Here is a 21,033-nt window from a genome sequence, read left to right as displayed (position 1 = left end):
CCCATTGTATCGGCTCTGTATCGACCGTAGACCGTATCGGCTGTATCGGCACGCAGGAAGCCTCACGCCTCGATGACGTGCGTTCCGGCCTCCAGTCCATGCACCAGCAGCGATCCCTTCGGATACGAATGCTGGGTGAACATGCCATCGATCGCATCGTATCCCGCGCCGAGCTCCACGGCCTCCACCTCCGCGCCGTCAAGCAGCACGGTCGAGGCACCGGAGTTCAGCGGCGGCACGATCACATCGGCCTTGGACCCCACGGGCACGGTCACCTTGATCTCGATGCCGTCCACCGCAGGCCGCTCACCGGTGGGCACGGCACTCCCCCGCACCTCGTACGACGCCCGGATCACACCGGAACGCACCGGCAGCTTCACGTCGGCCCGCTTCACCGAGCCGGGCTGCGGCGCCACGACGAACGAACGGTATCCGGCGACCAGCGGACGGATGCCGAGCAGTCCCTCCGGCAGCAGATAGGCCGGGGACGATGCCCACGGATGCGAATACGTGGTGTTGGTCTTCAGTCTGAGGCTCCACGCCTCCATCGTGCCGCCGGCACCCTGATCGATCATGTGCTGCCAGGTGCGTTCGCCGGAGGGCGCCGCGATCAGCGCGTCCGCATCGGCGCCGAATCCGGCCTTGTAGAGACCACCGAGCAGCACGGCCGCCACATAGACGCTGCACGCCATGCCCTTGCCGCGCAGGAACGCGGCCACGCGGGGAAGACGTTCCTTCGGCACTTCGGCGAAGGCGAGCGCGAACGCCGACGAGTGTTCGGCATGGTGGGCGATCTGCCTGCCGTCGGCACCCGTGTCGAGGCCGTCCACGTAGGCACCGGCCTCGTCGTCCCACAGTCGTTCGTGAATCGCGGCGCGCATCCGGGATGCCACGTCGGCGAAGCGGCGCGCCTCCTCGGTGTACCCCAGCGCCCCGGCGAGGTCGGCGGCATCGGCATAGCTCTGCGAGGCGAGCGCGTTGATCACCGTGTTCACCCGACCGAATTCGAATCCGTCGCGTTCGGCCGGCGGCCAGTCGATCAGATCGCCGTCGGTGTGGCTGCTTTGGCCGGGGTCCTTGACGATCAGCCCCGAGGCTTCGTCGAGATACTTGCCGGGCAGCATGGCGACGATCTGGTCCCAGTGCGTTTCGGCCTGCTTGAGGCTTCCGGTCTGACGCCATGCGTCGTGCACGGCGAGCACCAGATACAGCGGCCATTCGGTGGGCCAGGTGCGGTTGGCGAGCAGGAAGTCGATGGAGTATTCGCCCAATGTCGGCGAATCGTCGAGGGCGAGGTGGGCGCGCTGCTGCAACCAAGCGTCGGCCTCGTACGGGATGCGTTCGCGAGTCCACGAATCGGCGTAGATGTTGCCGTTGAGCGCTTCGATGGTGTTCCTCGAAAGCTTCCAGACGCGGTTGAGCACATCGTCGGAGGAGTCGAAGGCGTCGGAGATGCCGTTGTACGGGTAGACCAGCGCCTCGGCGTCCACGCGGGCGTCGTGTTCGGCGAGGTCGGCGATCACGTCGGGGGCGGGCTCGGCGGGCAGGATCTCCACGTAGCGGAACACGCGCATGCCCCAAGAGCGGGCGAAGGTGAGGCCGGTCTTGCCCTTGCAGAAATGCCAGGTCTCCTGATACGTGTTGTAGGCGCTGAGCTGGTATTTCACCGTGCCGTCGTCGTTGAGGATCTCGCCGTAGCGCACCACCACGTCGAGGGGCTTGGCGGTGTTGATCGCGAGTCGTACGCCGCCGGCCACCGCACGGCCGAAGTCCACGATCAGCCGCCCGTCGTCGGTCACCCGCTTGGAGACCGGATGCCATACCTTGATGCGCGGTTTGTTGACGGGGGTGGCGGCCAGATCGTCGAACCGCGGCTTGGTCACGGCATGGGCCCATGCGGAGTCGTCGAAATCGGGTTCGGAGATGCCGTGCTGGTACAGCTGCGTGCGGATGTTCTCGGCGGGCAGCTCGTAGACGTGCGTGCCGATGGATTCGGCGTCAGGATACACGTCGTTGCCCACCTTGGCGAGCCAGTCGGGTCCGGTGCCGAAGTGGTCGACGGTGCCGTCCTCGTAGGTCACGTCGAGCTGGGCTTCGAAGCGCTGATCCTCCAGCGCGTAGGCGACCACGCCGATCCAGTTGTCGCGGCCGGGGACCAGCCAGGAGGTGACGTCGAAGCCGTCGTATCGGGTCTCCCCCGCGATGGGGAAGGTGGGGCCGTATCCGGCGAAGTGGCCGTTGACCCATGCGCGGTAGACGAACTGACGACTGCGCCACACGTCCGCGCCGGTGGCGTTGAGGGTGGCCCAGCGCACCGGCTTGTCGGCGAGACGCACCCGGCCACGCAGGAACGCCCATCCGCGGGAGTTGTGTTCGGAGGTGAGCAGATCGGGTTTGTTGGCGAACTGGTCGGTGTTCTTGCGCTGCAGGATCTCGTCGTGCGCCACTGCGGGCAGTTCTACGGTGGTGTACGGCGCGGCGGTGACCGGATCGGCCCAGATCGGTTCGGCGTGGCTCCACTGGCGTCCGGCGCCGGTGCCGAAGGTCGTCGGTTCGCTGAATGCGGTGGCCACGGCCGTCCTGCCGACGCCGCGCCACACCTGCACGGCGGCCCAGTACCGCTGGCTGGCGGAGGTGTCGATGTCGTTCAGCTCCACACCGGAGAAGCCGTCGCCCTCCACCCGGCCGGAGTCCCAGACGTCGCCTTCGCCGGCACGCGCCTTGGCAGGGGTGGACGAGACGATCACCCGGTAGGCGCAGACGGTGTTCGGCGATTCGGTGGTCAGGCTCAGACCTCGGGGCTCCTCAAGGGGAACCACCCATCGCAGCACCGGCACGGTGTCGGGTTCGATGTCCACCGGGGAGATACGATCGTTGACCAGCAGATTCGCGGGGGCCTTCCCCACCGTCTGCGTTACGAGACGCTCGATTTTGTCATCCATTATTCCGCCCCTTTGCAAGAAAAAGCAGTATGCACTTGGTTTCATTATTTTCAAAGGGGTGGAGATTTAGGAAACTGTCCCTATAAATGGGATTTTTGGGATTCCCGCAGGACAAATCACGGCAACGGCAGCGAAAAGCCCCGCGATGGCATTATGCATCGCGGGGCGGGGACGACAACCTGAAAACGACGGAACCGATCCGACGACTCAGAGGGCACGACGGGTGCGCACGGCCTTGGCGAGCGTGTGCAGCAGTTCGTCGGTACGATCCCACGGCACGCAGCGGTCAGTGACCGACTGGCCGTATTCCAGCTGATCAAGCGGGGCCGGCTTCTGGGCGCCGGCCTTGAGGAAGCTCTCCATCATGATGCCGGTGATGCCCTGCTCTCCGGCGGCGAGACGCTCGGCGATGTTCTCCACCACCTCGGCCTCCACCTCCTCGTTCTTGCCGCAGTTGCCGTGGGCGGCGTCGATGATCAGACCATGTTCGCTCGGACCGGGAGCCTTGGACTTCCTCAACGCCTCCAGTGCGGCCTTCACCGACTCGGGATCGTAGTTCGGACCGTGACTGGAACCACGCAGAATCAGATGGCAGTCCGGATTGCCCTTGGTCTCCGCGGCGATCACATGGCCGTCGAGATTGATCGACAGGAAGTGGTGCTGGAAGCTGGACGCATAGCAGGAGTCCGCCGCAGCCTTGATCGAACCGTCGGTGGAGTTCTTGAAGCCCACCGGCATCGACAGGCCGCTCGCCAGCTCGCGATGCACCTGGCTTTCGGTGTTGCGCGCACCGATCGCACCCCAGCTGATCGCGTCGGACAGGTATTGCGGGGTGATCGGATCCAGCCATTCGGTGGCCACCGGCACACCCAGACTCAGCACGTCGGAGAGCACCTGACGGGCCATGAACATGCCCTTGCGAATGTTGAACGTACCGTCAAGATCGGGATCGTTGATCAGACCCTTCCAGCCGATCGTCGTCCGCGGCTTTTCGAAGTACACGCGCATCACGATCAGCAGATCGTCGTTGAGCTCGTACTTCACCTCGGCCAGACGCTGCGCGTATTCGTGCGCGGCCTTGGGATCGTGGATCGAACAGGGGCCGACCACCACGAGCAGACGGTCGTCGCGACCGTGCAGCACGTCGCGGATCTCCTGACGGGACCGGGCCACCAGATCCAGCTGCCTGTCGCTCAGCGGAATCTCCTTGATAAAGGAGCGAGGTGCCGGAATAGGGTCAAGCTGATAGATGTTCACGTCCATTGTTTCGGGAAAGACCGCGCTCTCCGAGAGATTGCGCCGTTCGTCTTCGCTGCTGTCGGGACCGCGAAGGATTGCCATATTTCTCACCTCTTTCATCATGCTATGTATTGGATAGCGATGGTGTTCCGCCGCCTCGACCATCGAGACGGACTCGACCACTATAGACGAAACGGGCACGGAATGTGATCCCATGCCCGTTTTTGGCGAACGCATCGGCTACTTCGCCCAAATCCCCCTCATCAGTCGGCTTCCGCCGACAGCTTCCCCTCAAGGGGAAGCCGGACGGATGAGTGAAGTCACCGAGCCAAAGCGCCCATCGGATCCCATGCGGGGAGCATGATGGCGGGTTCGTCCAGGGCGGCGAGGTAGTCCTTGGGGAGCATGGACTTGGGCACGGCGATCTCATAGACGTATTCGCCGAACCAGTCGTCGCTCATCGTGAAGTAACCCTTGTCGGCAATCTTCTCGCCCCACGAGTTCTCCACACGCCAGCGGCGGGTCGTCCTGCCGTCGTCGGCCACATCCACGCCGACGAACGCCATCGCATGGTTCATCGCCGAATCGGCGAACCGAACGCGGGTCTCCTTGTCCATCGAGAAATCGAAGTCGTACACGCTGCCGTACTCGAACAGGTCGGTGGCCCACGCACCGTTCTCGCGGTCCATCATCGGATGGCAGTCCGCGCCGAACCACACCGGAATGCCGTCGTCGCTCAGAATCCTGCGCGCGCAGTCCTTCATGAACTCCACCGGAACGTTGAGGTATTCGGTGGGTGTGCCGCCGACCACGTTGCCCAGATGCTCGATGCCGATCTTGCGTCCCTTCGGATGCTCGGCGCGAGGATCGTCCACCAGGCACACGTAGTCCTCCAGGCCGGCATCCACGTACTTGGCCCAGAACTCCTGCGGGGTGATCTCGCCGTCGCGGTGGAAATGCCCGTCGTCGTCGGTCCACTCCCAGTCGAACGAGGTGGGCGGCGTGCCGAGATGAATGGTCAGCACCCGGTGCGCGGCCGCCACGGTCTGCGCCACCACCGCATCGGCATCCTCACCCGCGTAGATGCGGGCCACACCCTGACGCAGCACGGCGCGAAGATTCGTGTTCATCTGACCGGTGTTCTGCGAGCTGGCCGTCTCCGGGAACAGATCCTTCGGCACGGCACCGTACTTCTCGTACACGTTCATGGCCATCGTCCACTGGCCGCCGTCGCCCATCACATCGTGGAGCAGATGCTGCACCAGACGGGAGTCCTCCGGCTCGCCCGCGGCATGCAGCGCAGCCATGTCCTGCATGAAGTAGTTGGCGCGTTCCAGCTTGTCGTAGTACATCGCATAGTTCTGCGAGAACTCGAAATCCTTGACGCCGAGATTCCGCTTGGCCACGAAACGAGCCACATTCAGCGAGCTGAACAGCCAGCAGCGGCCGGAACGGGCCTGCGAGGTGACCTTGCCGTTGTCCACGGTGACGGAGAAGCGTCGCTGCAGCAGACGGGCGCGGTCGTAGTTGCGGGCCACCTTGTCGATGCCGCCGAGCGTCACGGCGTTCATGGCAAGACGATTGACGGGATTCGCGGCGAATCCCTCGCGCAGTGCGCCGAGGCGGGTGTCGTCCAATGGCTTGAGCGGTTTGAGATCAGACATGCGTTCTCCTTTGATGTCTTTGATGTCGAAGCAATCGGCTGCCGAACAGCCGGAACAATCGGAACAATCGGAACAATCGGAACAATCGGAATACTAAGACGGCTCCCGAACGGACGAACGGGAGCCGAATCGAATCACGGATCAGTTGGCCGCTGCGGGCTGACCGGGCTGGTCGACGGAGGGAACGGGCTGGCCCGGCTGGTCAACGGGCTGGCCCGGCTGGTCAACGGGCTGGCCGGACTGAACGGGCTGAACGGGCGCGACCACCGGAGCGACCGTTTCGGGCACCACATTGGCCACCGGCACGTCCGGAGCCTCTGCGGGGGCGGCGGCATCGGCAGGCTGATCGACCACATCGCCCACGGCTTGCGCCACGCCGGTCGGAACAGCCGAGGCTGCGGCGCCGGCCGCGGGACCACCGAATCCGAAGGCGTTGGCGAAGATGGAGCGAAGCTCATCCACACGGGCGGTGATGGACGCCTCGCGGGCCTGCAGCGCGGAGATGTGCTCCTGAAGACCTTCGATCTCCTTCTGCGAGGCCTCACGGCGCTGCTGCACCTGAGCCTCGGCCTTGCGGGTGGCCTCCTCGATCAGCGTCTTGCCCTGCGCGTCGGCCTCCTCGCGGGTCTTGGCCGCATAGGCGTCGGCGTCGTCGCGGGCGGCACGCGCCTGAGCCAGCAGCGCATCGGATTCCTGCTGGGCCTGGGCGCTGCGCTCCTTGACGCTGGCGAGCACCTCGTTCACCTTGGTGCTGGCCTCATCCTGCTGGGCGGCGATGTCTTTGCGGATCTGCTCCACCTCGGCGGCGGTCTCCGCCAGTCGGTGCGCGCGCTCCACATCGGCGGAATCGGTGAGACGGCGGGCGTCGGCCTTGGCCTTCTCCAGAATCTCGCCCGACTGGCGCTTCGCGTCGGACAGCATCTTGCCCACCTGATCGCGCACGTCGTTGAGACGGGCGTTGGCCTGATCGAGGGCCTTCTGAATACGATCGTCGGACTCCACCTTCTTGCGGGAGATCTCCTCGTCGGCGACCTTGCGCTGATCGGCGATCTCCTGGGCGAGCTTGGTGCGCTGCTCGGCGAGCTGACGCTCATGCTCGGCCTTCTCGGCGGCGAGCTTCTTGCCCTGCTCGTCACGGGCGTTCTCCAGTTCCAGACGCAGCGTCTCGCGCTGTTCGCCGGCCTGCTTCTCGGCCACGGACTTCAGCTGGCTGGCGGTCTGCTTGGCGGAGGAAAGAATCGTATTGGCCTCGTTGCGGGCCTTGGCCACGAGGGAATCGGCCTCGGCCTGAGCGTCGTCATGCACCTGATTGGCATCGATGGAGGCGTTGTTGAGCAGCGTGTCGGCCTTCTCCTGAGCGGTCTTGCGCGTGCGTGCGGCATCCTGCTTGGCTCGATCCAGCAGCTCACGGCTGGTCTGCTCCGCCGAGGCGAGCAGCTGCTGCGCGGAGGCGCCGAGGGATGCGAACGTGTTCTTCTGCGGAGTCTTGCGGGCCTTCTCCTCCTGAAGTTCGGCCTCAAGCTTCAGAATGCGCTGGTCGTACGCCTTGATCTGCTCACGCATACGCTCCGTGTTCTCGCGCATGGTGGCCATGGCATTGTCCACCGCGTCCTTTTCGTATCCTCGCAACACCACCGGGAAATCTTCTGTCATAACGGCCTACCTCACAAAGCGCCTTGAAACCATACGGGGGAGCTCCCCGACTGCTAGGAACTTTAGCGCACGGCCACCGTAAACGCAGTAAGGCACACCTGCTTGCCACAACCTCGACACAGACGTTTCGCCATTCGGTATCGCGATCGATTCGCACCCCGGCCTACCCCGATCTCAGCCTCCGAGAATCTCGTCGGAAACGGGGTGATCCCAATACGCCACGGTGGCCCGGATCGCATCCTCGGCGGCCGCGATCATCTGGTCGAGCGAAAGACCGGAACCGTATCTGCCGCCGTCGCCCACCTTCGGGAAGCTGAGGAACCCGCTGAGCACCTTGTCCTGCCGGGAATTCCAGTCCAGAAGCCGATAGAACAGCGAATTGCACACGAACGTGCCGGCGTCGGAACTCAATGTGGCGGGAATGTTCTGCTCGGTGAAATCATGGAGGATGGATCGCAGCGGCAACCGGGTCCAGTAGGAGGCCGGCCCCTCGGCGTCGATCGGCACCCGCCGCGGCTGCACGTTGTCGGCATCCGGACGGGAGGCGTCGATGAGATTGGTGGCGCAGCGTTCCAAGGCCACCGAATGGGCGTGGGTCTTGAGTCCGGTGGCGATCACCACATCGGGGTTCACCGCCTCGATCGTCTCATGCAACGTGGGCCACGCGTTCTGGAAGCTCATCGGCAGCAGCACGGAGGTGACGGTGATCTCGCAGCCTTCCGGGGGCTCGCTCACGCCGCGTTCCTGCAGGGTTCGGCTCACCTGTGCGCTAGGGTTGATCTCGATGCCCTCGTAATGGTCGAATCCGGAAACGACGACATTGAAGTGCCGCATTGGTCCTCCTTGTTTTCCGTGCTCCGCTCGTTCAGCTCGATCTTACGGCCTGAACGGGCCTGACGCCCAGCCGTCGGGACTGACGCTCAGCCGTGCAGACTGCCGACCAGCGCGTGCATGCGGTTGCGCCAGTACTCGGCGTCGTTCGCCCGCGCCTCGGCCAGCGTGCCCGCAATGCCTTCGGCCACGGGAATGTCGGCCAGCGTGGTGATCTTCAGATTCGTTTCCGATCCGCTCACGATGGTGACGGGGGTGTCGGGCAGATAATCCACCACCACGCGAGTGTCGTCGGTGGGATGGAAGTCCGGATCGTCGGCGGCCTTGGCATACGCCTCGCGAATGGTATGGAAGCGGAACGCCTGCGGGGTCTGGGCACGGAAGGTGTTCGGCCTGTCCGGCACCGAGTCGATGGCCTTGCGGTCGCCGAGATCCATCGTCAGCAGCACGGTGTCGGTACTGGGAACGGCGACCGTGGCCGCGTCGAACTGGTTCAGCGCCTCCACGCATCCGCGGATGGCGTTCTGCTCGACGAACGGCCTCACCGCATCGTGGATCAGCACCTTGGCATCGTCGGGAATACCGGCGTCGGCGAGCACCTGCAACGCCGACTGGGTGGAATCGGAACGCTCCTTGCCACCGTCGATCACCATACGGACCTTGGCGTACCGCCCCTGTTCGCACAATCCCTCCACGGCCTCGCGGACCTTGGGGTTGACGACCACCACGATGTCGGTGATCTGCGGATTATGCTCGAACGCCTCGATGGACCACTGCACGATCGGCCGACCGCCCACCGATACGAGCTGCTTGGGGTTCTCCGGGTCGAACCGCGTGCCGAAACCCGCGGCCAGCACCACCGCCACCACAGGCACATCACGGCCGCGATTCTCTGTAGCCTCTGTAGCCCCTGTAGCGCGATCCTCCACGATTCGCTCCTGCCCGTTCTTCTCGTCCTGACTCTTCTCACACATAGGCCTCACCATAACCCCGTACGGGGGCACAACCGACGTTCCCCGAATACTTCTGCACCGAATATGCGGAATATTCGGCGCGAGTTCGGGTGAATCGGCAACGGAATCGTCAACGACTACTCACGTACCACCAAAGCGAGGAGACGGCCCTCATGGCTCTTGCCGGCGAGCGCGGCACGTCGGTGGGAGTACCACAGCGGGTTCTCCAGCGTGCACAGGCTGTGACGCACGCTGCCGAGACGCTCATGCAGTTCCGGGTCGCCTTCGTTGTCGGCGCGGCACAGGGCCTTGAGCTCCTCGTCGTCGGCGAGGTATTTGGTGGCGGCGTTGACGCGCGGCATGGAGTCGACCGTGTGGCGCACGCCGGCGAAGGCGAGGTCGATCATCGCGGCTTCGGCGATGTCGATGCCCGCGCCGCCGAAGCGGGTGACGGTTTTGGTCAGTGGGAAGCGCTTCTGGAAGTCCTCGGCGATCTCGTCGCCCACTTCGTAGCATTCGCCGCAGATGCGCGGGCCCAGCGTGGCGACGATCTCGTCGCGGTTGGCGCCCTTCCTCACCATCAGATCGACCGTCTCTCCGATGACGCCGCGCTGCAGGCCGCGCCGACCGCAGTGGGCGGCGCCGATGATGCCGGTCGTCGGGTCGGCGAACAGCACCGGCAGGCAATCGGCGGCGAACATGCCCAGCGCCACGCCTCTGAGGGTCGTGACCTGACCGTCCGCCTCGATGCGCTGCGATTCGCGGGTTTCGTCGATCCGCGTGCCGGAGGCGTCGAAGCCGTAGGGGGCGTTCTCACGGAACAGATCGTCGGCGTCCACGGCCTTGGCGGAATGCACCTGGCCGACCAGCGAGAGCTTCGCTCCGATCTCCTCGGCGAGCGCGGTGCGGTTCGCCTCGATCGCGGCCGGGTCGTCACCGCCGCGGCCGCCGAGGTTCAGCGCCGCATAGTCGCCCTGGGAGACGCCGCCGAGGCGCGTGGTATAGACCACCTTCACGCCGGGGGCCAGCGGGATCGGGATGGTCACCGGCACCGGACGGCCGTCATCGTAATGGTCGGGGATGGTGTTGCTGTCGAGGATCCGCGCCTTGGGATCGTTGGGATTGGGATCGTTCAGCGGATTGTTGCTCAGCGGGTTTTGGCCGGCTGACGGATTGGCATTGGTCATGATCGTTCCTTATGCGGCTTTGAGCGTGGGCTTCTTGGTGCGTGAGCGCATGGCGGCGTTGGCCGGCACCTCATGCGGGCACGGCAGGGAGAACACATGCGCCGGATGGTTGATCGATCCGACGGGCACACCGTCGGCGTCCTCAAGACCATCGTCGGGCACGGTGTAGGCGAGCGGCGCCTCGCCGGGCAGCACGAATTCGACGAGCTGGCCGGGTTCGATCTTGTTGCGGGCCATGATGGTCGCCCGGCCTCCGCGTTCGGGATTCCAGGAGATCACCTCGCCCACGACCAGCCAGTCGCGGAAGTATGCGGAGCGGTCGGTGTTCTGCGTCACCTTGTGTTCCGGATAGTAGAATCCCGTGGAATAGTCGCGGTGGGCCACCTTGTACGGCTCCTCGATCAGCCAATCGGGCAGTTCGACGTGCGGAGCCGGCCGGCATTTCGCGTGATGCCATCCTTCGGGCAGCACCTCTTCGCGCGTGTTCGACTTGCGTCGGGTGGATCGGGCCCGATAGCTCAGCTCGTCGAGCTGTGCGCCGCCGGCGGATCGGGCCGCGGCGTCCTCGACGGGGGCGGCGTCCTCAGCACCCTCGACCACGGCGTCAGCACTCTCGGTCACGGCACCCTCCACAGGCGGTTCGCCGGGCATGCCGGAGAACGCCTTGTCTGAGTTGCGTTCCACGGCATCGTCGGCGATCCGCACGAAATCGGGATCGTCCGGTCGGACCACCAGATCATGGAACGGCCTGAGCACGCTGCCATCGGCATCCTCGAATCCGCGCTGCACCATATATTCGTTGACGGCGGTCTTGTAGGCGTTGGTCATGGCGGCCACGTAGTAGGCGCTTTTCGAACGGCCCTCGATCTTCAGGCTGCTCGCACCGGAATCGATCAGATCGTCGATGTGCTCCAGCATGTTCATATCCTGCGAGTTGAACAGGTACGCGCCTTCCGCGGTCTGCTCGATCGGATAGTACTGTCCGGGGCGCTTCTCCTCCACGATCGAGTACTTCCACCGGCAGGGCTGGGCGCATTCGCCGTGGTTGCCGTCACGGCCGGTGAGATAGTTGGAGAACAGGCAGCGGCCGGAGAACGCCATGCACATCGCGCCGTGCACGAAGCATTCGATGTCCATGTCGTCGGGGATGCGGGCGCGGATGTCACGCACGGCCTGCAGATCCATTTCCCGGGCAAGGACGACGCGGCGCGCACCGAACTCGTAGAGGGCCTGCGCGGCGCCGTAGTTGGTGACGCCGGCCTGCGTGCTCACATGCAGTTCCAGATCGGGGGCGATCTGATGGGCCATCATCATCACACCGATGTCGGTGACGATCAGCGCATCGATGCCGGTGTCCTGCAGCTGGCCGATGTAATCGCGGATCGCCTCGACCTCGGCGTTGCGCGGCAGCACGTTGAGCGTCACATATACACGGGCGCCGACGGCATGGGCGTAACGCGCCCCCTCCTCGAAGTCGGCGAGGCTCAGATTGCGCGGGGCGCTTCTCATGCCGAACGCCTTGCCGCCGCAGTACACGGCATCCGCACCATAATCGACGGCGGTTTTCAGACCACGCAGATTGCCGGCCGGGGCCAGTACCTCGGGGCGATGCCGACGCCTTGCGATACCGGCGATACGGGAGGCGGACCGCGTCCCGGTCATGGTTGCGGACATGGTTGCGGACATGGTGGCAGCCGGGATTTCCGAAGAATTCAGGGTTTCCGTTGATGAAGTCATAGCAATAGGCCAGTCTAGCCGATGGGCCGGTACTTGGTCGATCCGATGCATTCAACCCGTTATTTGGCCGATGCGATCATAAGGAGGCCGTTTTCGGGACCCTTATGTGTCCTTTCGGCCAATGTTCACAGCACAGCCGTTCACAGCATGGCCGTTCACAGCACGGCCACGGCGAAATCCACCAGCAGCTTCACGCCGTACGTCGCGATCACCCCGCCGCACACCTTGTTGAGTACGCCGAGCAGCTTCGGGCTGAACCGGTCACTGAACGCGGAGATCACCAGCGTCAGACCGATGAACCACAGGGCGGACGCGGTCTCCACGCCGGTGATGAACGGAGTGGACTGCGTGGCGGGCAGGGTGGCGTGGAACGCGCCGAGCAGCAGCGTACCGTCGATGATGGCCTGCGGATTGAACCAGGTGACCACACAGGCCGTGGAGACGGTTTTCCTCAGATCGGCGTACCGGGAAGGGGAACGACCATGCTCCCGAGACCGATCCCACAGACCCCGATTCCGCAGATCCTGCGTCCCCTGCGATTCCGAAGCGTTTTCGGCAACGGTTTCGGCGCTCCCGGATTCACGGTCCGCTTCCGGCTTCGTCCGCAGCAGACCGACGCCGATGCGGATCACCACCGCACCACCGACGACCAGCACGCCCAGACGCAGCCATTCGTGCTGCTGGATCAGCGCGCCCATGCCGAAGAAGCAGGAGAGGGACAGCGCCACGTCGAACATCAGCACGATCACCGCGGTCATCAGCGCACGACGTCGGGTCTTGGTCATCGCGGAATTGATGACGAACAGATTCTGCATACCGATCGGCGCGATGTACGCCAATCCCATCGTCAGCCCCTGCAGATAGAACCCCATATCCGACTCTCCTTCATCCACACCCATCCAAATGCGTTTCCACACCCATCCAAGTGTGTTTGGCTGGCCAGTAATCACCCAGCCAAAAAATCATCATCACCCATCGTTGATCATCAGCACAAACACATGATGATCAACGATTGTCTTCCATTCCGACCTCTTATTCTACGAATCCGCATCCACTCGGCAACCAGCCAAAATGCAGACGGATAATTCAGCCAAAACCGCGGAAGATCCGACATTTCACCACCGTATTCGGTATTCTCGGTACTGTCGCATTCAACAACCGGCGCACCGTATCGTCATCGTCGCGAGATCGCATCATTGGAGGGGTCATGGCACGTCAGAAGCCGCTGGTCATCGATTGGAAGCCGGCGCGCGACAGCGCCACGCCGCTCACCGAGCAGATCGTGCAGTATATGTGCCGCCAGGTCTCCAGCGGCGCGTGGCCGATCGGCTCGCGACTGCCTTCCCAACGATCGATGGCCGAAGGATTCGGCGTGAACCGGTCCACCGTGATCGCGGCCATCGAGGAGCTTACCGACTACGGGATCGTGGAAGGCATGCACGGCGCTGGCACGCGAATCGTGAGCAACACATGGTCGCTGATGCTGCCCGGCGCGCCGGATTGGGCGGATTACGTGTCGTCCGGCTTCTTCAAGGCCAACAACGATACGATTCAGGCCATCAATCGTCTGGAATTCGCCCCGAATATGGCCCGCCTCGGCACCGGTGAAATCGATCCGCGACTATTTCCGCGCGACATGTGGCGGCGGGTGCTCGACGAGGCTTCGGACGAAATCGACTCGCTCAGCTATCCGGACCCCGAAGGACTGCCCGGACTGCGCGAGGCGATCGCCGGGCATATGCGCGCCACCGGCATCGAATGCACGGCCTCGCAGATTCTGGTGACGTCCGGCGCATTGCAGGCGCTGCAGATCATTTCGGTAAGTCTGCTTTCCGCCGGATCCACGGTGTTCGCCGAAGCGCCGAGCTATATCAAATCACTGCAGGTGTTCCAGTCCGCGGGCATGCATCTCGAAGGCGTGCCGATGGACGATTCGGGAATCATGGTGGACGATCTGGCCACCATGGCCGAACGGCATCACGGCGGCGAATCGGTGCTGTATACGATTCCGACCAATCACAATCCCACGGGCACGACCATGGACGAACAACGACGGCGGGAGCTGGTGGAATGCTGTGTGGCGCATCGGCTTCCGGTGATCGAGGACGGTGCGTACCAGGATCTGTATTTCGCCGACGACCGGCCCATACCGCTCAAGGCTCTGGACGAGACCGGCATGGTGATCTATCTCGGCAGCGCGTCGAAATCGCTGGCGCCGGGACTGCGCATCGGGTGGATCGTGGCGCCGGAACCGATCGTACAGCGGCTGGCCGACGTGAAAATGCAGATGGATTACGGGGCGAGCACGCTTTCGCAGTGGGTGTTCACCCGATTCCTCATCAGCGGGATGTACGACGAATACCTCGTCGCACTCAAGGCGGAACTGCGCCGCCGCCGCGACAGCGCACTGACCGTGCTGGATCGACTGTTCGGCGGCAGCTCACGCCGGGCGCACTGGAACACGCCGAACGGCGGCTTCTACATCTGGCTCACCTTCGACCGGCCGATGCCGATGGGCAAGCTGTTCCAGAAGGCCGTGGAGGCGGGCGTGCTGCTCAATCCCGGGGACATCTACGATTTCGAGGGCGACAACTCCCTACGGCTCTCCTACGCCTACACCACCCCGGAGGAGTTCGAGGCCGCAGCCGACAAGCTCGCCCGCATCGCCGCCGCGCTGTAGGCGCAGCAGGAGCCGCACACCGGACCTGCATATTCGCAGACACGTCCATTCGCCGACCTACTGTGTTCGTAAGCAAGTTGTTCGCACGCAACTTGCTTACGAACACAGTAATAAGCGCTCGGGGGCGAAACGACATGAAATTCGTAGGAAGAACCGCAGAGCTGCAGACACTCGAATATCATTTCTCCCTGAACAAGTTCCAAATGATCGTTGTGTACGGACGGCGCCGAGTGGGCAAGACGGCACTCATCTCCCGTTTCTGCGAAAAACACCGGGCACTGTGGTTCACGGCCAAGGAACAGAGCGCCACGGCGAATCTGCGTGAACTCTCGCAATCGATCCTCAGGTTCTTCAACGAACCGGGGTTTTCGGGAGGCTTCGCAAGCTGGGACGATGCGCTCTCATTCATCGTCGGCAAGGCCAAGGCCGAACCCGAACACCCGTTCGTCTTCGTACTGGACGAACTGCCATATGCCGCTGCCGCCGAGCCATCACTGCCCTCGGCTCTGCAGATCGCCATCGATCACTGGTTCAAGGACACCAACATCCTGATGATTCTGTGCGGCAGCAACGAAGGCTTCATGGAAAGCAAGGTGCTGGGCTACAAGAGTCCACTCTACGGCCGCGGAAACGCGCAGATCCGACTGAAACCGTTCGATCTGTTCGACGCCTGCAGGCTCATGCCGAAAACAGCCGATTGGCGGGATCGCATCCACTACTATGCGACGCTGGGAGGCACTCCTTACTATCTGGAGCAAATCGATCCGGACATGTCGTTTCAGGACAACATCCTGTCGCGCTGCTTCAGCCAAAACGGCATCCTCTACGAAGAGCCGATGATGCTGCTTCGTCAGGAACTCCGCGAACCCGCATTATACAGTTCCATTCTGGATGCGGTCGGAGCCGGACGAACCCGCCCCAAGGAGATCGCCGAATACGCCGGGGTGGACGCCAATACCGTCGGCTCGTATCTTCGTACGCTGACTCGGCTCGGCATCATCGAACGTCTCGTACCATTCGGAGAGGATCCTCACCACTCCCGCAAGGGACTGTGGAAAATCAAGGACCCGTTTTTCGCCTACTGGTATCGGTTCGTCAGTCCCGCGAGCACGCTCATCGACACCGGATACGGGAAAACAGCCGTCAAGACCGCCTCGTCCGGTGAAGTATTCGACACCTATGTGGGGCAGCAGTTCGAAACCATGTGCATGCAATGGCTGCTACGGCAGTGCGGCGAGCAGCATATCGACTTCCTGCCCAATGCCTACGGCAAATGGTGGGGCAACGACCCGACCAAGCGGGAGCAGACGGACATCGACATCGTCATGACCGATTCATTCAATCACCGGGTACTGCTCGGCGAATGCAAATGGCGCGAGCGCCTGAACGAGACGGAAGCCATTGACAGGCTCAAGGCCCGCTCCCCTCTCATCAGAGATAAGGGCGAGCGTCTGTACTATCTGTTCACCAAGCGTCCCGCATCGGAAAAGACCATCGCGAAGGCAGCGTTGGATCCGACTCTCACGCTCATCGACGCAGAGCGCATGCTCGCCCAACCGCAGGACATCAGGTAATCCTGACGATGGCATGCAAGGCCCGGTGACGGCGGATTAAAACCCATAACCGTTTGCATGGGGTCTCATCCGCCACCATCGCAGAGGATCGCAGACACCAGAACGCTGGAATCGGCGTCATGTCAGTAGGAGCTGCGTCACGGCAGCTGGGTTCACGGCAGCTGGGCGAAATCCTCCTCGGTGAGATGGAGGTCGCCGGCCTTGAGGGAGTCGAGGATGGTTTCGGGGCGGTGGGCGCCGGGGATCACGAACATGTGATCGCCCTTGGCCAGCTCCCAGGCGAGCACCACCTGCTGGTAGCTCACGCCATGCTTCGCGGCCACGGCGCGGAACGGATCGAACTTCGATTCGTCGTAGGGGTGGCGGTATCCGCCGAGCGGGCTCCAGCACACGAAGGCGAGGCCCAGCTTCGCGCAGTAGTCCAAGGTATCCTGCGTTTCCAGATGGATCGGCGAATACTGGTTCTGCACGGCGATGAGCTTGTCGCCCAGAATACCGCGGGCGATGTCGATCTGCTCGATGCTTGCATTGGAGACGCCGGCCCACTGCGCCACGCCCTCGTCCAGCAGCTGCTTCAGCGCCTCGATCGACTCGTTGTACGGGACTTCGGGATCGTGGCGATGCAGGTACAGCAGGTCGATCGAATCCACGCCCAGCGCCTGCGCCGACTGCTTGCCGTATTCGATCAGATGCTCGGGCTTGCCGTCACGCGGCCACAGCGGCTCTCCGTTCGGCCCCCATTCGCGGCGCAGACCGATCTTGGTGGCCACCGTCACCTCGTCGCGCGGACCGTTCCAGGTCTCCAGCGCCTCGCGGGTGAGCTTCTCGCCGGTCTGCTCCTCCTCGCCGGGCGTGTAGTAGGCCCATGCGGTGTCGATATGACGGCACCCGGCGTCGAGCGAGGCATGCAGGGTTTCGATGCCGACCTCATGACCGCGATTGTTCTCGATGGTCAGCGGCATTTCGCCGTGGCCGATGGCCGTGGTGTCGAACGGGCCGAGATTGCGATGCATCACCATATGTGGCTCCTTTACGAATCGTTGCGGATGCGCACGGGTTCTCCCCGATCAGGAGAACCAATGCAGTCCGCACATACGCTTTCAGCCTAGATCATCCGCCAGCCAACGAGATTCCGATGATTCCGGACGATTCCGATGGATTAGGCCGCATTTGACGCGGAATGCGCGCTATTCCATCGACAACGGAAGCAGGGCAAACGCAAAACCGCATGATTCCAAGGGTTCTGAAACCACGGGTACTGGATCGCGATGGAACAGGCTGCATTTCGCGGATTTCGCGCCCTACTCCTTCGGCTTCCCCTCGGGGAGGGCTGTCAGGAGACCGAGCACTTCTTCCTCGACCTGCCCGCGCCTTCGGCTTCCCCCTCTGGGGGAAGCTGTCGGCGACCAGCCGACTGATGAGAGGCAAACCAAACCACGTCCAACAATCGGGGAGCAGTTCACAAACAGACCGGACCACACCACCTCATCCGACCGGCTTTCGCCGGCCACCTTCTCCGCAAGAATGGAACAACCCCACATCAAAGGCGGATCCCCGATTCCATATCGAGAATCCGCCTCTGATATCACGACCAGCCTAGGATCACCACACACCGAACGGCACGTACTGTGGTTTGTCGTCATAGAAACGGAACCAGCTCAGTCCGCCGCCCCACTGGTCAGGATCACCGAATTCCATGACGCGAACCGTGTGATTGTCGTAGGTATTGGCGTACAGAACTTTGTTCGCGATGTCGTACACCGCGGTATATTGCGTCCACGGCAGCAGCACCTGCTCACCCTGCCGTACGCGCAACATGCCCTTCGGAGTGTTCACGCAGCTGAGCAGCTGGAAGATCTGATTGACGGCTTCACCATCATCGACCTCCACCGACATCAGTTTGGCATAGACGGCGCGCAGGAATCGTGATTCCGGCTTGTAGTCGGCCGGCAGGCCGAGCGGTCCGCTCATCGGCTCGTCGATCGGGAACGGTTCGATCGGCTCATCGTCCCGATACGTGAACGTTCGTGCGGAGGATCGTTCCAAATGGGTCTTCAGATTGTTCAGATGCCAGTCGAAGGTGGGTGCGTTGGTGAATACGCCGAGCGGATTCTCGAAAATGCGGAATCCGTTCTTCACTGAAGGCTCCACAACGATCGACCGCCCGGTCTCATCCTGAAACACCGCATGCTGCGGCACCGACATGCCCATCATCGGACCTGGTTCCGTGGTGATGCCGATGTCGTCGTTCAACCGATCGCGGATCTCATCCAGAGAACGGTACTGCGTGAGAATCCAAGTGACCAGCTCTTCGCCGCGCAGCACGGTCTTGCCGGATCGAAGAATCTCCTCGGTGGGAACGTAGCGGTAGAAATGATCGAAATAGAACGATCCGCCGCAGATCCCGTACTCGTTGATACCGTCGAGCACCACCGGGCGTTCATGGACGTTCTGCGCCCACACGATGCCCATCACCGCATATCTGACCGTGATCGGCGTGGTGGTGGATTCGATTCGAGTCCCGGCCGGGATCCGAATTCCTGCGTATTCGAAGTCCTGTTCGAAATCCTGGGTTCTGCCCCAATACGGCTTTCCCTGACGACTAACCAGCTCGATGCCCGTGCACATGACCGTTCACTCCTTCCCGGCATTCGCCGCGGATCCCGATTGTTCGCTGGCGATCTCGTTCACGGAGATCTCGTTCTTCGCGGATGGGATCATGGCGATCGCCGCGCCGACCAGTGCGACCAGAGCGCCGGCCACCGTGACGGCATACACATGATTGCCCAGCGCCGGGACCAGCCAGTCGATGAGCACCGAACCGATGAGCTGGCCGGCCGTGGACGCCAGACCGAGCAGCAGCAGACCAAGTCCTCGCACCAGCAGAGCCATCAGTGCGATGGACAGCAGACCCAACGGACCGCCGAGATACATCCACCACGTCTTCGGCAGATGGAACGCCACCGAACCGGTGAGCACGCGGACGAGCAACACGCTGCCGAGCACGCAGAAGCCGACGATGAAGTTCCAGGTGATGGAGACGAGCATGGAGCCGGTTTCACGGGCGACCGCGGAGTTTCCGGCTGGCTGCCATCCGGCGAGCAGACCGGCGAGGAACGGGAGGACGGCGAGCGCGACCACGGAAGGTGCCTGCCAGTTCGGCATCACCACGAGCACGGTGGCGAAGATCGCCAGTACCGCACCGAGAATTCGAGGCAGATTGAACGGCTGCTTGACGTCGACGCCGATGCCGAGCCGGTCGCACAGCAGACCGGAAAGCACCATACCGGAGATCAGTGTGGTCTGGAAGGTGGCGACGCCCAGCACGGATGCCGAAGCACCTTCGGAGAACACCACCATCGCACCACAACAGCCGGCCAGCCAGTTCCACCATGGGATCGAACGTGAGGCGATTTTCCCGGGAATGGAGGCGAATTGGCGACGGGTGGAGCTTCTGGCGAGGATGATGATGATCATCACCACAAGGCCGGAGCCGAACGAGACGACGGCCGAAGCGTTGCCGTCGCCGAGTTCCTTGCCCACCTGACCGTTGACCGCGGACTGCATGGGCGAAAGCATGCCGGCGAGCACCGTGGCGATGAACAAAAGCGGAACGGCGACGGACTTGCCGCCGGATGCCGACGAGGACGAATTGATGGACATGATCTTCTTCTTTCTATCGATGGTTATTCGCAGAGGGGTATCGGGACAGACAATCATCTGCCGGCAATCGTCGGAACGGTCACAGCGTTCCGGCCAGCCAGTTGATGCAACGGGAGAAGAACGGGCCGTATCCCTGCCACTCCATGAATTCCACGGAGGCCCAATGCGGGGCGATATCGGTGGTGTACGCCAGCGAACGGCCTTTGCCGAATTCGCCGGTAATGAGTAATGGATCGCCGTTCGCCGTCATCAATACCCGGCTGCCGTCTTTCGGGGTCACCCGTTGATATCCGAGGATGCGAGGGAATCTGCCGAGCCCGTCGGAGATAGGATCGTCCAGAGCGGCCTGCGGACTGATGCCCTGCGGCGCTTCGACGCGGTCATCGTAGGGCAGGATCTCCACCGGCAGCGCATCTTCGACCGGCGTGCCGTGATAGTGGGCCTTGCCCTCGAACCCGGCGAAGGAGAGATATCCGCCCGCCATCATCAAGGAACCACCGTCATGAACCCAGTCGCGTAGCAGAGCCATGCGATCGGTCGAGGGGTTGCCCAGAGCGAATACGCCGTTGGAAAGGGCGAGGGAGTTTGCACCGATGTCGGAAAGGACCACCACGTCGTAGCGGTCGAGCTCCTCGCGGGTCCAGGGGAAATGCTCCGGCACATCGTGGGCGAGCAGATGGGTGATTTCATGTCCTGCCTTGCGCAATTCACGCAACAAATCCTCACATCCGATCTCCAGTTTGGTGCTGGTAAACGAATCGTAGCCCTTGAACTCGGTGACGGAATAAATCCATGATTCTCCCGCCAGTAGGACTTTTGCCATATCAACATCCTTTCCTCATTGATTGTGTTGACATCACACTATATTGCGTTTCATTGCGCAACGTTGTTCTAAATGTAACCGACATGT

At 62.8% G+C, this 21,033-nt stretch carries 15 protein-coding genes; 2 read left to right on the top strand and 13 right to left on the bottom strand.

The window, feature by feature from the left end; all coding sequences use genetic code 11:
- Positions 1–62 precede the first annotated feature (62 nt).
- From Uis1B_RS00405 to Uis1B_RS00365, 9 genes are all read right to left on the bottom strand, one after another.
- Positions 63–2,942 (bottom strand): family 78 glycoside hydrolase catalytic domain, encoded by a 2,880-nt coding sequence (locus tag Uis1B_RS00405; RefSeq protein WP_101614494.1) that lies wholly within the window; start codon positions 2,940–2,942, stop codon positions 63–65.
- Between the two features lie 207 nt (positions 2,943–3,149).
- Positions 3,150–4,283 carry a 3-deoxy-7-phosphoheptulonate synthase gene (locus tag Uis1B_RS00400; RefSeq protein WP_101614492.1) on the bottom strand — a complete coding sequence of 378 codons (1,134 nt, stop codon included), beginning with the start codon at positions 4,281–4,283 and terminating at the stop codon, positions 3,150–3,152.
- Positions 4,284–4,501: 218 nt separating this feature from the next.
- Entirely contained in the window at positions 4,502–5,845 is a 1,344-nt protein-coding gene (locus Uis1B_RS00395; protein ID WP_101614489.1) for a C1 family peptidase, read from the bottom strand.
- A gap of 141 nt (positions 5,846–5,986) precedes the next feature.
- A complete protein-coding gene (locus Uis1B_RS00390) occupies positions 5,987–7,498 on the bottom strand; it encodes a DivIVA domain-containing protein (protein ID WP_101614487.1) in 1,512 nt (503 codons plus the stop codon).
- 174 nt (positions 7,499–7,672) lie between these two features.
- Entirely contained in the window at positions 7,673–8,332 is a 660-nt protein-coding gene (locus tag Uis1B_RS00385) for a pyroglutamyl-peptidase I (protein WP_101614485.1), read from the bottom strand.
- Between the two features lie 86 nt (positions 8,333–8,418).
- Positions 8,419–9,303, bottom strand: a complete 885-nt coding sequence (locus Uis1B_RS00380; protein WP_101614483.1) for an IspD/TarI family cytidylyltransferase — start codon at positions 9,301–9,303, stop codon at positions 8,419–8,421.
- Positions 9,304–9,419: 116 nt separating this feature from the next.
- Complete coding sequence (locus Uis1B_RS00375; RefSeq protein WP_101614481.1) at positions 9,420–10,469, bottom strand: purine nucleoside phosphorylase YfiH/LACC1 family protein; 1,050 nt, start codon at positions 10,467–10,469, stop codon at positions 9,420–9,422.
- Between the two features lie 9 nt (positions 10,470–10,478).
- The gene (locus tag Uis1B_RS00370; protein ID WP_243390189.1) at positions 10,479–12,131 is read right to left on the bottom strand and encodes a peptidase U32 family protein; all 1,653 of its coding nucleotides are present in this window, start codon (positions 12,129–12,131) and stop codon (positions 10,479–10,481) included.
- A gap of 230 nt (positions 12,132–12,361) precedes the next feature.
- Positions 12,362–13,078 (bottom strand): LysE/ArgO family amino acid transporter, encoded by a 717-nt coding sequence (locus Uis1B_RS00365; protein WP_101614477.1) that lies wholly within the window; start codon positions 13,076–13,078, stop codon positions 12,362–12,364.
- Between the two features lie 335 nt (positions 13,079–13,413).
- Here Uis1B_RS00365 and Uis1B_RS00360 point away from each other — a divergent pair, with 335 nt between their 5' ends.
- On the top strand, positions 13,414–14,886 hold the full coding sequence (locus Uis1B_RS00360) for an aminotransferase-like domain-containing protein (protein WP_101614475.1): 1,473 nt from the start codon (positions 13,414–13,416) through the stop codon (positions 14,884–14,886).
- A gap of 134 nt (positions 14,887–15,020) precedes the next feature.
- Entirely contained in the window at positions 15,021–16,460 is a 1,440-nt protein-coding gene (locus Uis1B_RS00355) for an ATP-binding protein (protein ID WP_101614473.1), read from the top strand.
- Positions 16,461–16,612: 152 nt separating this feature from the next.
- Here Uis1B_RS00355 and Uis1B_RS00350 read toward each other — a convergent pair whose 3' ends face one another.
- The 4 genes from Uis1B_RS00350 to Uis1B_RS00335 form a co-directional block, all read right to left on the bottom strand.
- Positions 16,613–17,479 (bottom strand): aldo/keto reductase, encoded by an 867-nt coding sequence (locus Uis1B_RS00350; protein WP_101614471.1) that lies wholly within the window; start codon positions 17,477–17,479, stop codon positions 16,613–16,615.
- 583 nt (positions 17,480–18,062) lie between these two features.
- Positions 18,063–19,088: a linear amide C-N hydrolase gene (locus Uis1B_RS00345; protein WP_101614469.1), complete on the bottom strand. Its 1,026-nt coding sequence runs from the start codon at positions 19,086–19,088 to the stop codon at positions 18,063–18,065.
- A gap of 6 nt (positions 19,089–19,094) precedes the next feature.
- Complete coding sequence (locus Uis1B_RS00340; protein ID WP_101614467.1) at positions 19,095–20,123, bottom strand: DMT family transporter; 1,029 nt, start codon at positions 20,121–20,123, stop codon at positions 19,095–19,097.
- Positions 20,124–20,202: 79 nt separating this feature from the next.
- Complete coding sequence (locus Uis1B_RS00335) at positions 20,203–20,946, bottom strand: glutamine amidotransferase (protein ID WP_101614465.1); 744 nt, start codon at positions 20,944–20,946, stop codon at positions 20,203–20,205.
- Positions 20,947–21,033 lie beyond the last annotated feature (87 nt).

Origin of the sequence: Bifidobacterium margollesii, from assembly GCF_002860355.1 — a bacterium.
GTDB classification, from domain to species: domain Bacteria; phylum Actinomycetota; class Actinomycetes; order Actinomycetales; family Bifidobacteriaceae; genus Galliscardovia; species Galliscardovia margollesii.
The sequence above is the reverse complement of the archived record's forward strand: the minus strand, read 5'-3'. Positions and strand labels throughout refer to the sequence as shown.

Bases quoted from the DNA above. Each gene is read 5' to 3' on its own strand.
- Uis1B_RS00405 (WP_101614494.1), bottom strand. From the start codon at position 2,942: ATGGATGACAAAATCGAGCGTCTCGTAACGCAGACGGTGGGGAAGGCC.
- Uis1B_RS00400 (WP_101614492.1), bottom strand. From the start codon at position 4,283: ATGGCAATCCTTCGCGGTCCCGACAGCAGCGAAGACGAACGGCGCAAT.
- Uis1B_RS00395 (WP_101614489.1), bottom strand. From the start codon at position 5,845: ATGTCTGATCTCAAACCGCTCAAGCCATTGGACGACACCCGCCTCGGC.
- Uis1B_RS00390 (WP_101614487.1), bottom strand. From the start codon at position 7,498: ATGACAGAAGATTTCCCGGTGGTGTTGCGAGGATACGAAAAGGACGCG.
- Uis1B_RS00385 (WP_101614485.1), bottom strand. From the start codon at position 8,332: ATGCGGCACTTCAATGTCGTCGTTTCCGGATTCGACCATTACGAGGGC.
- Uis1B_RS00380 (WP_101614483.1), bottom strand. From the start codon at position 9,303: ATGTGTGAGAAGAGTCAGGACGAGAAGAACGGGCAGGAGCGAATCGTG.
- Uis1B_RS00375 (WP_101614481.1), bottom strand. From the start codon at position 10,469: ATGACCAATGCCAATCCGTCAGCCGGCCAAAACCCGCTGAGCAACAAT.
- Uis1B_RS00370 (WP_243390189.1), bottom strand. From the start codon at position 12,131: ATGACCGGGACGCGGTCCGCCTCCCGTATCGCCGGTATCGCAAGGCGT.
- Uis1B_RS00365 (WP_101614477.1), bottom strand. From the start codon at position 13,078: ATGGGGTTCTATCTGCAGGGGCTGACGATGGGATTGGCGTACATCGCG.
- Uis1B_RS00360 (WP_101614475.1), top strand. From the start codon at position 13,414: ATGGCACGTCAGAAGCCGCTGGTCATCGATTGGAAGCCGGCGCGCGAC.
- Uis1B_RS00355 (WP_101614473.1), top strand. From the start codon at position 15,021: ATGAAATTCGTAGGAAGAACCGCAGAGCTGCAGACACTCGAATATCAT.
- Uis1B_RS00350 (WP_101614471.1), bottom strand. From the start codon at position 17,479: ATGGTGATGCATCGCAATCTCGGCCCGTTCGACACCACGGCCATCGGC.
- Uis1B_RS00345 (WP_101614469.1), bottom strand. From the start codon at position 19,088: ATGTGCACGGGCATCGAGCTGGTTAGTCGTCAGGGAAAGCCGTATTGG.
- Uis1B_RS00340 (WP_101614467.1), bottom strand. From the start codon at position 20,123: ATGTCCATCAATTCGTCCTCGTCGGCATCCGGCGGCAAGTCCGTCGCC.
- Uis1B_RS00335 (WP_101614465.1), bottom strand. From the start codon at position 20,946: ATGGCAAAAGTCCTACTGGCGGGAGAATCATGGATTTATTCCGTCACC.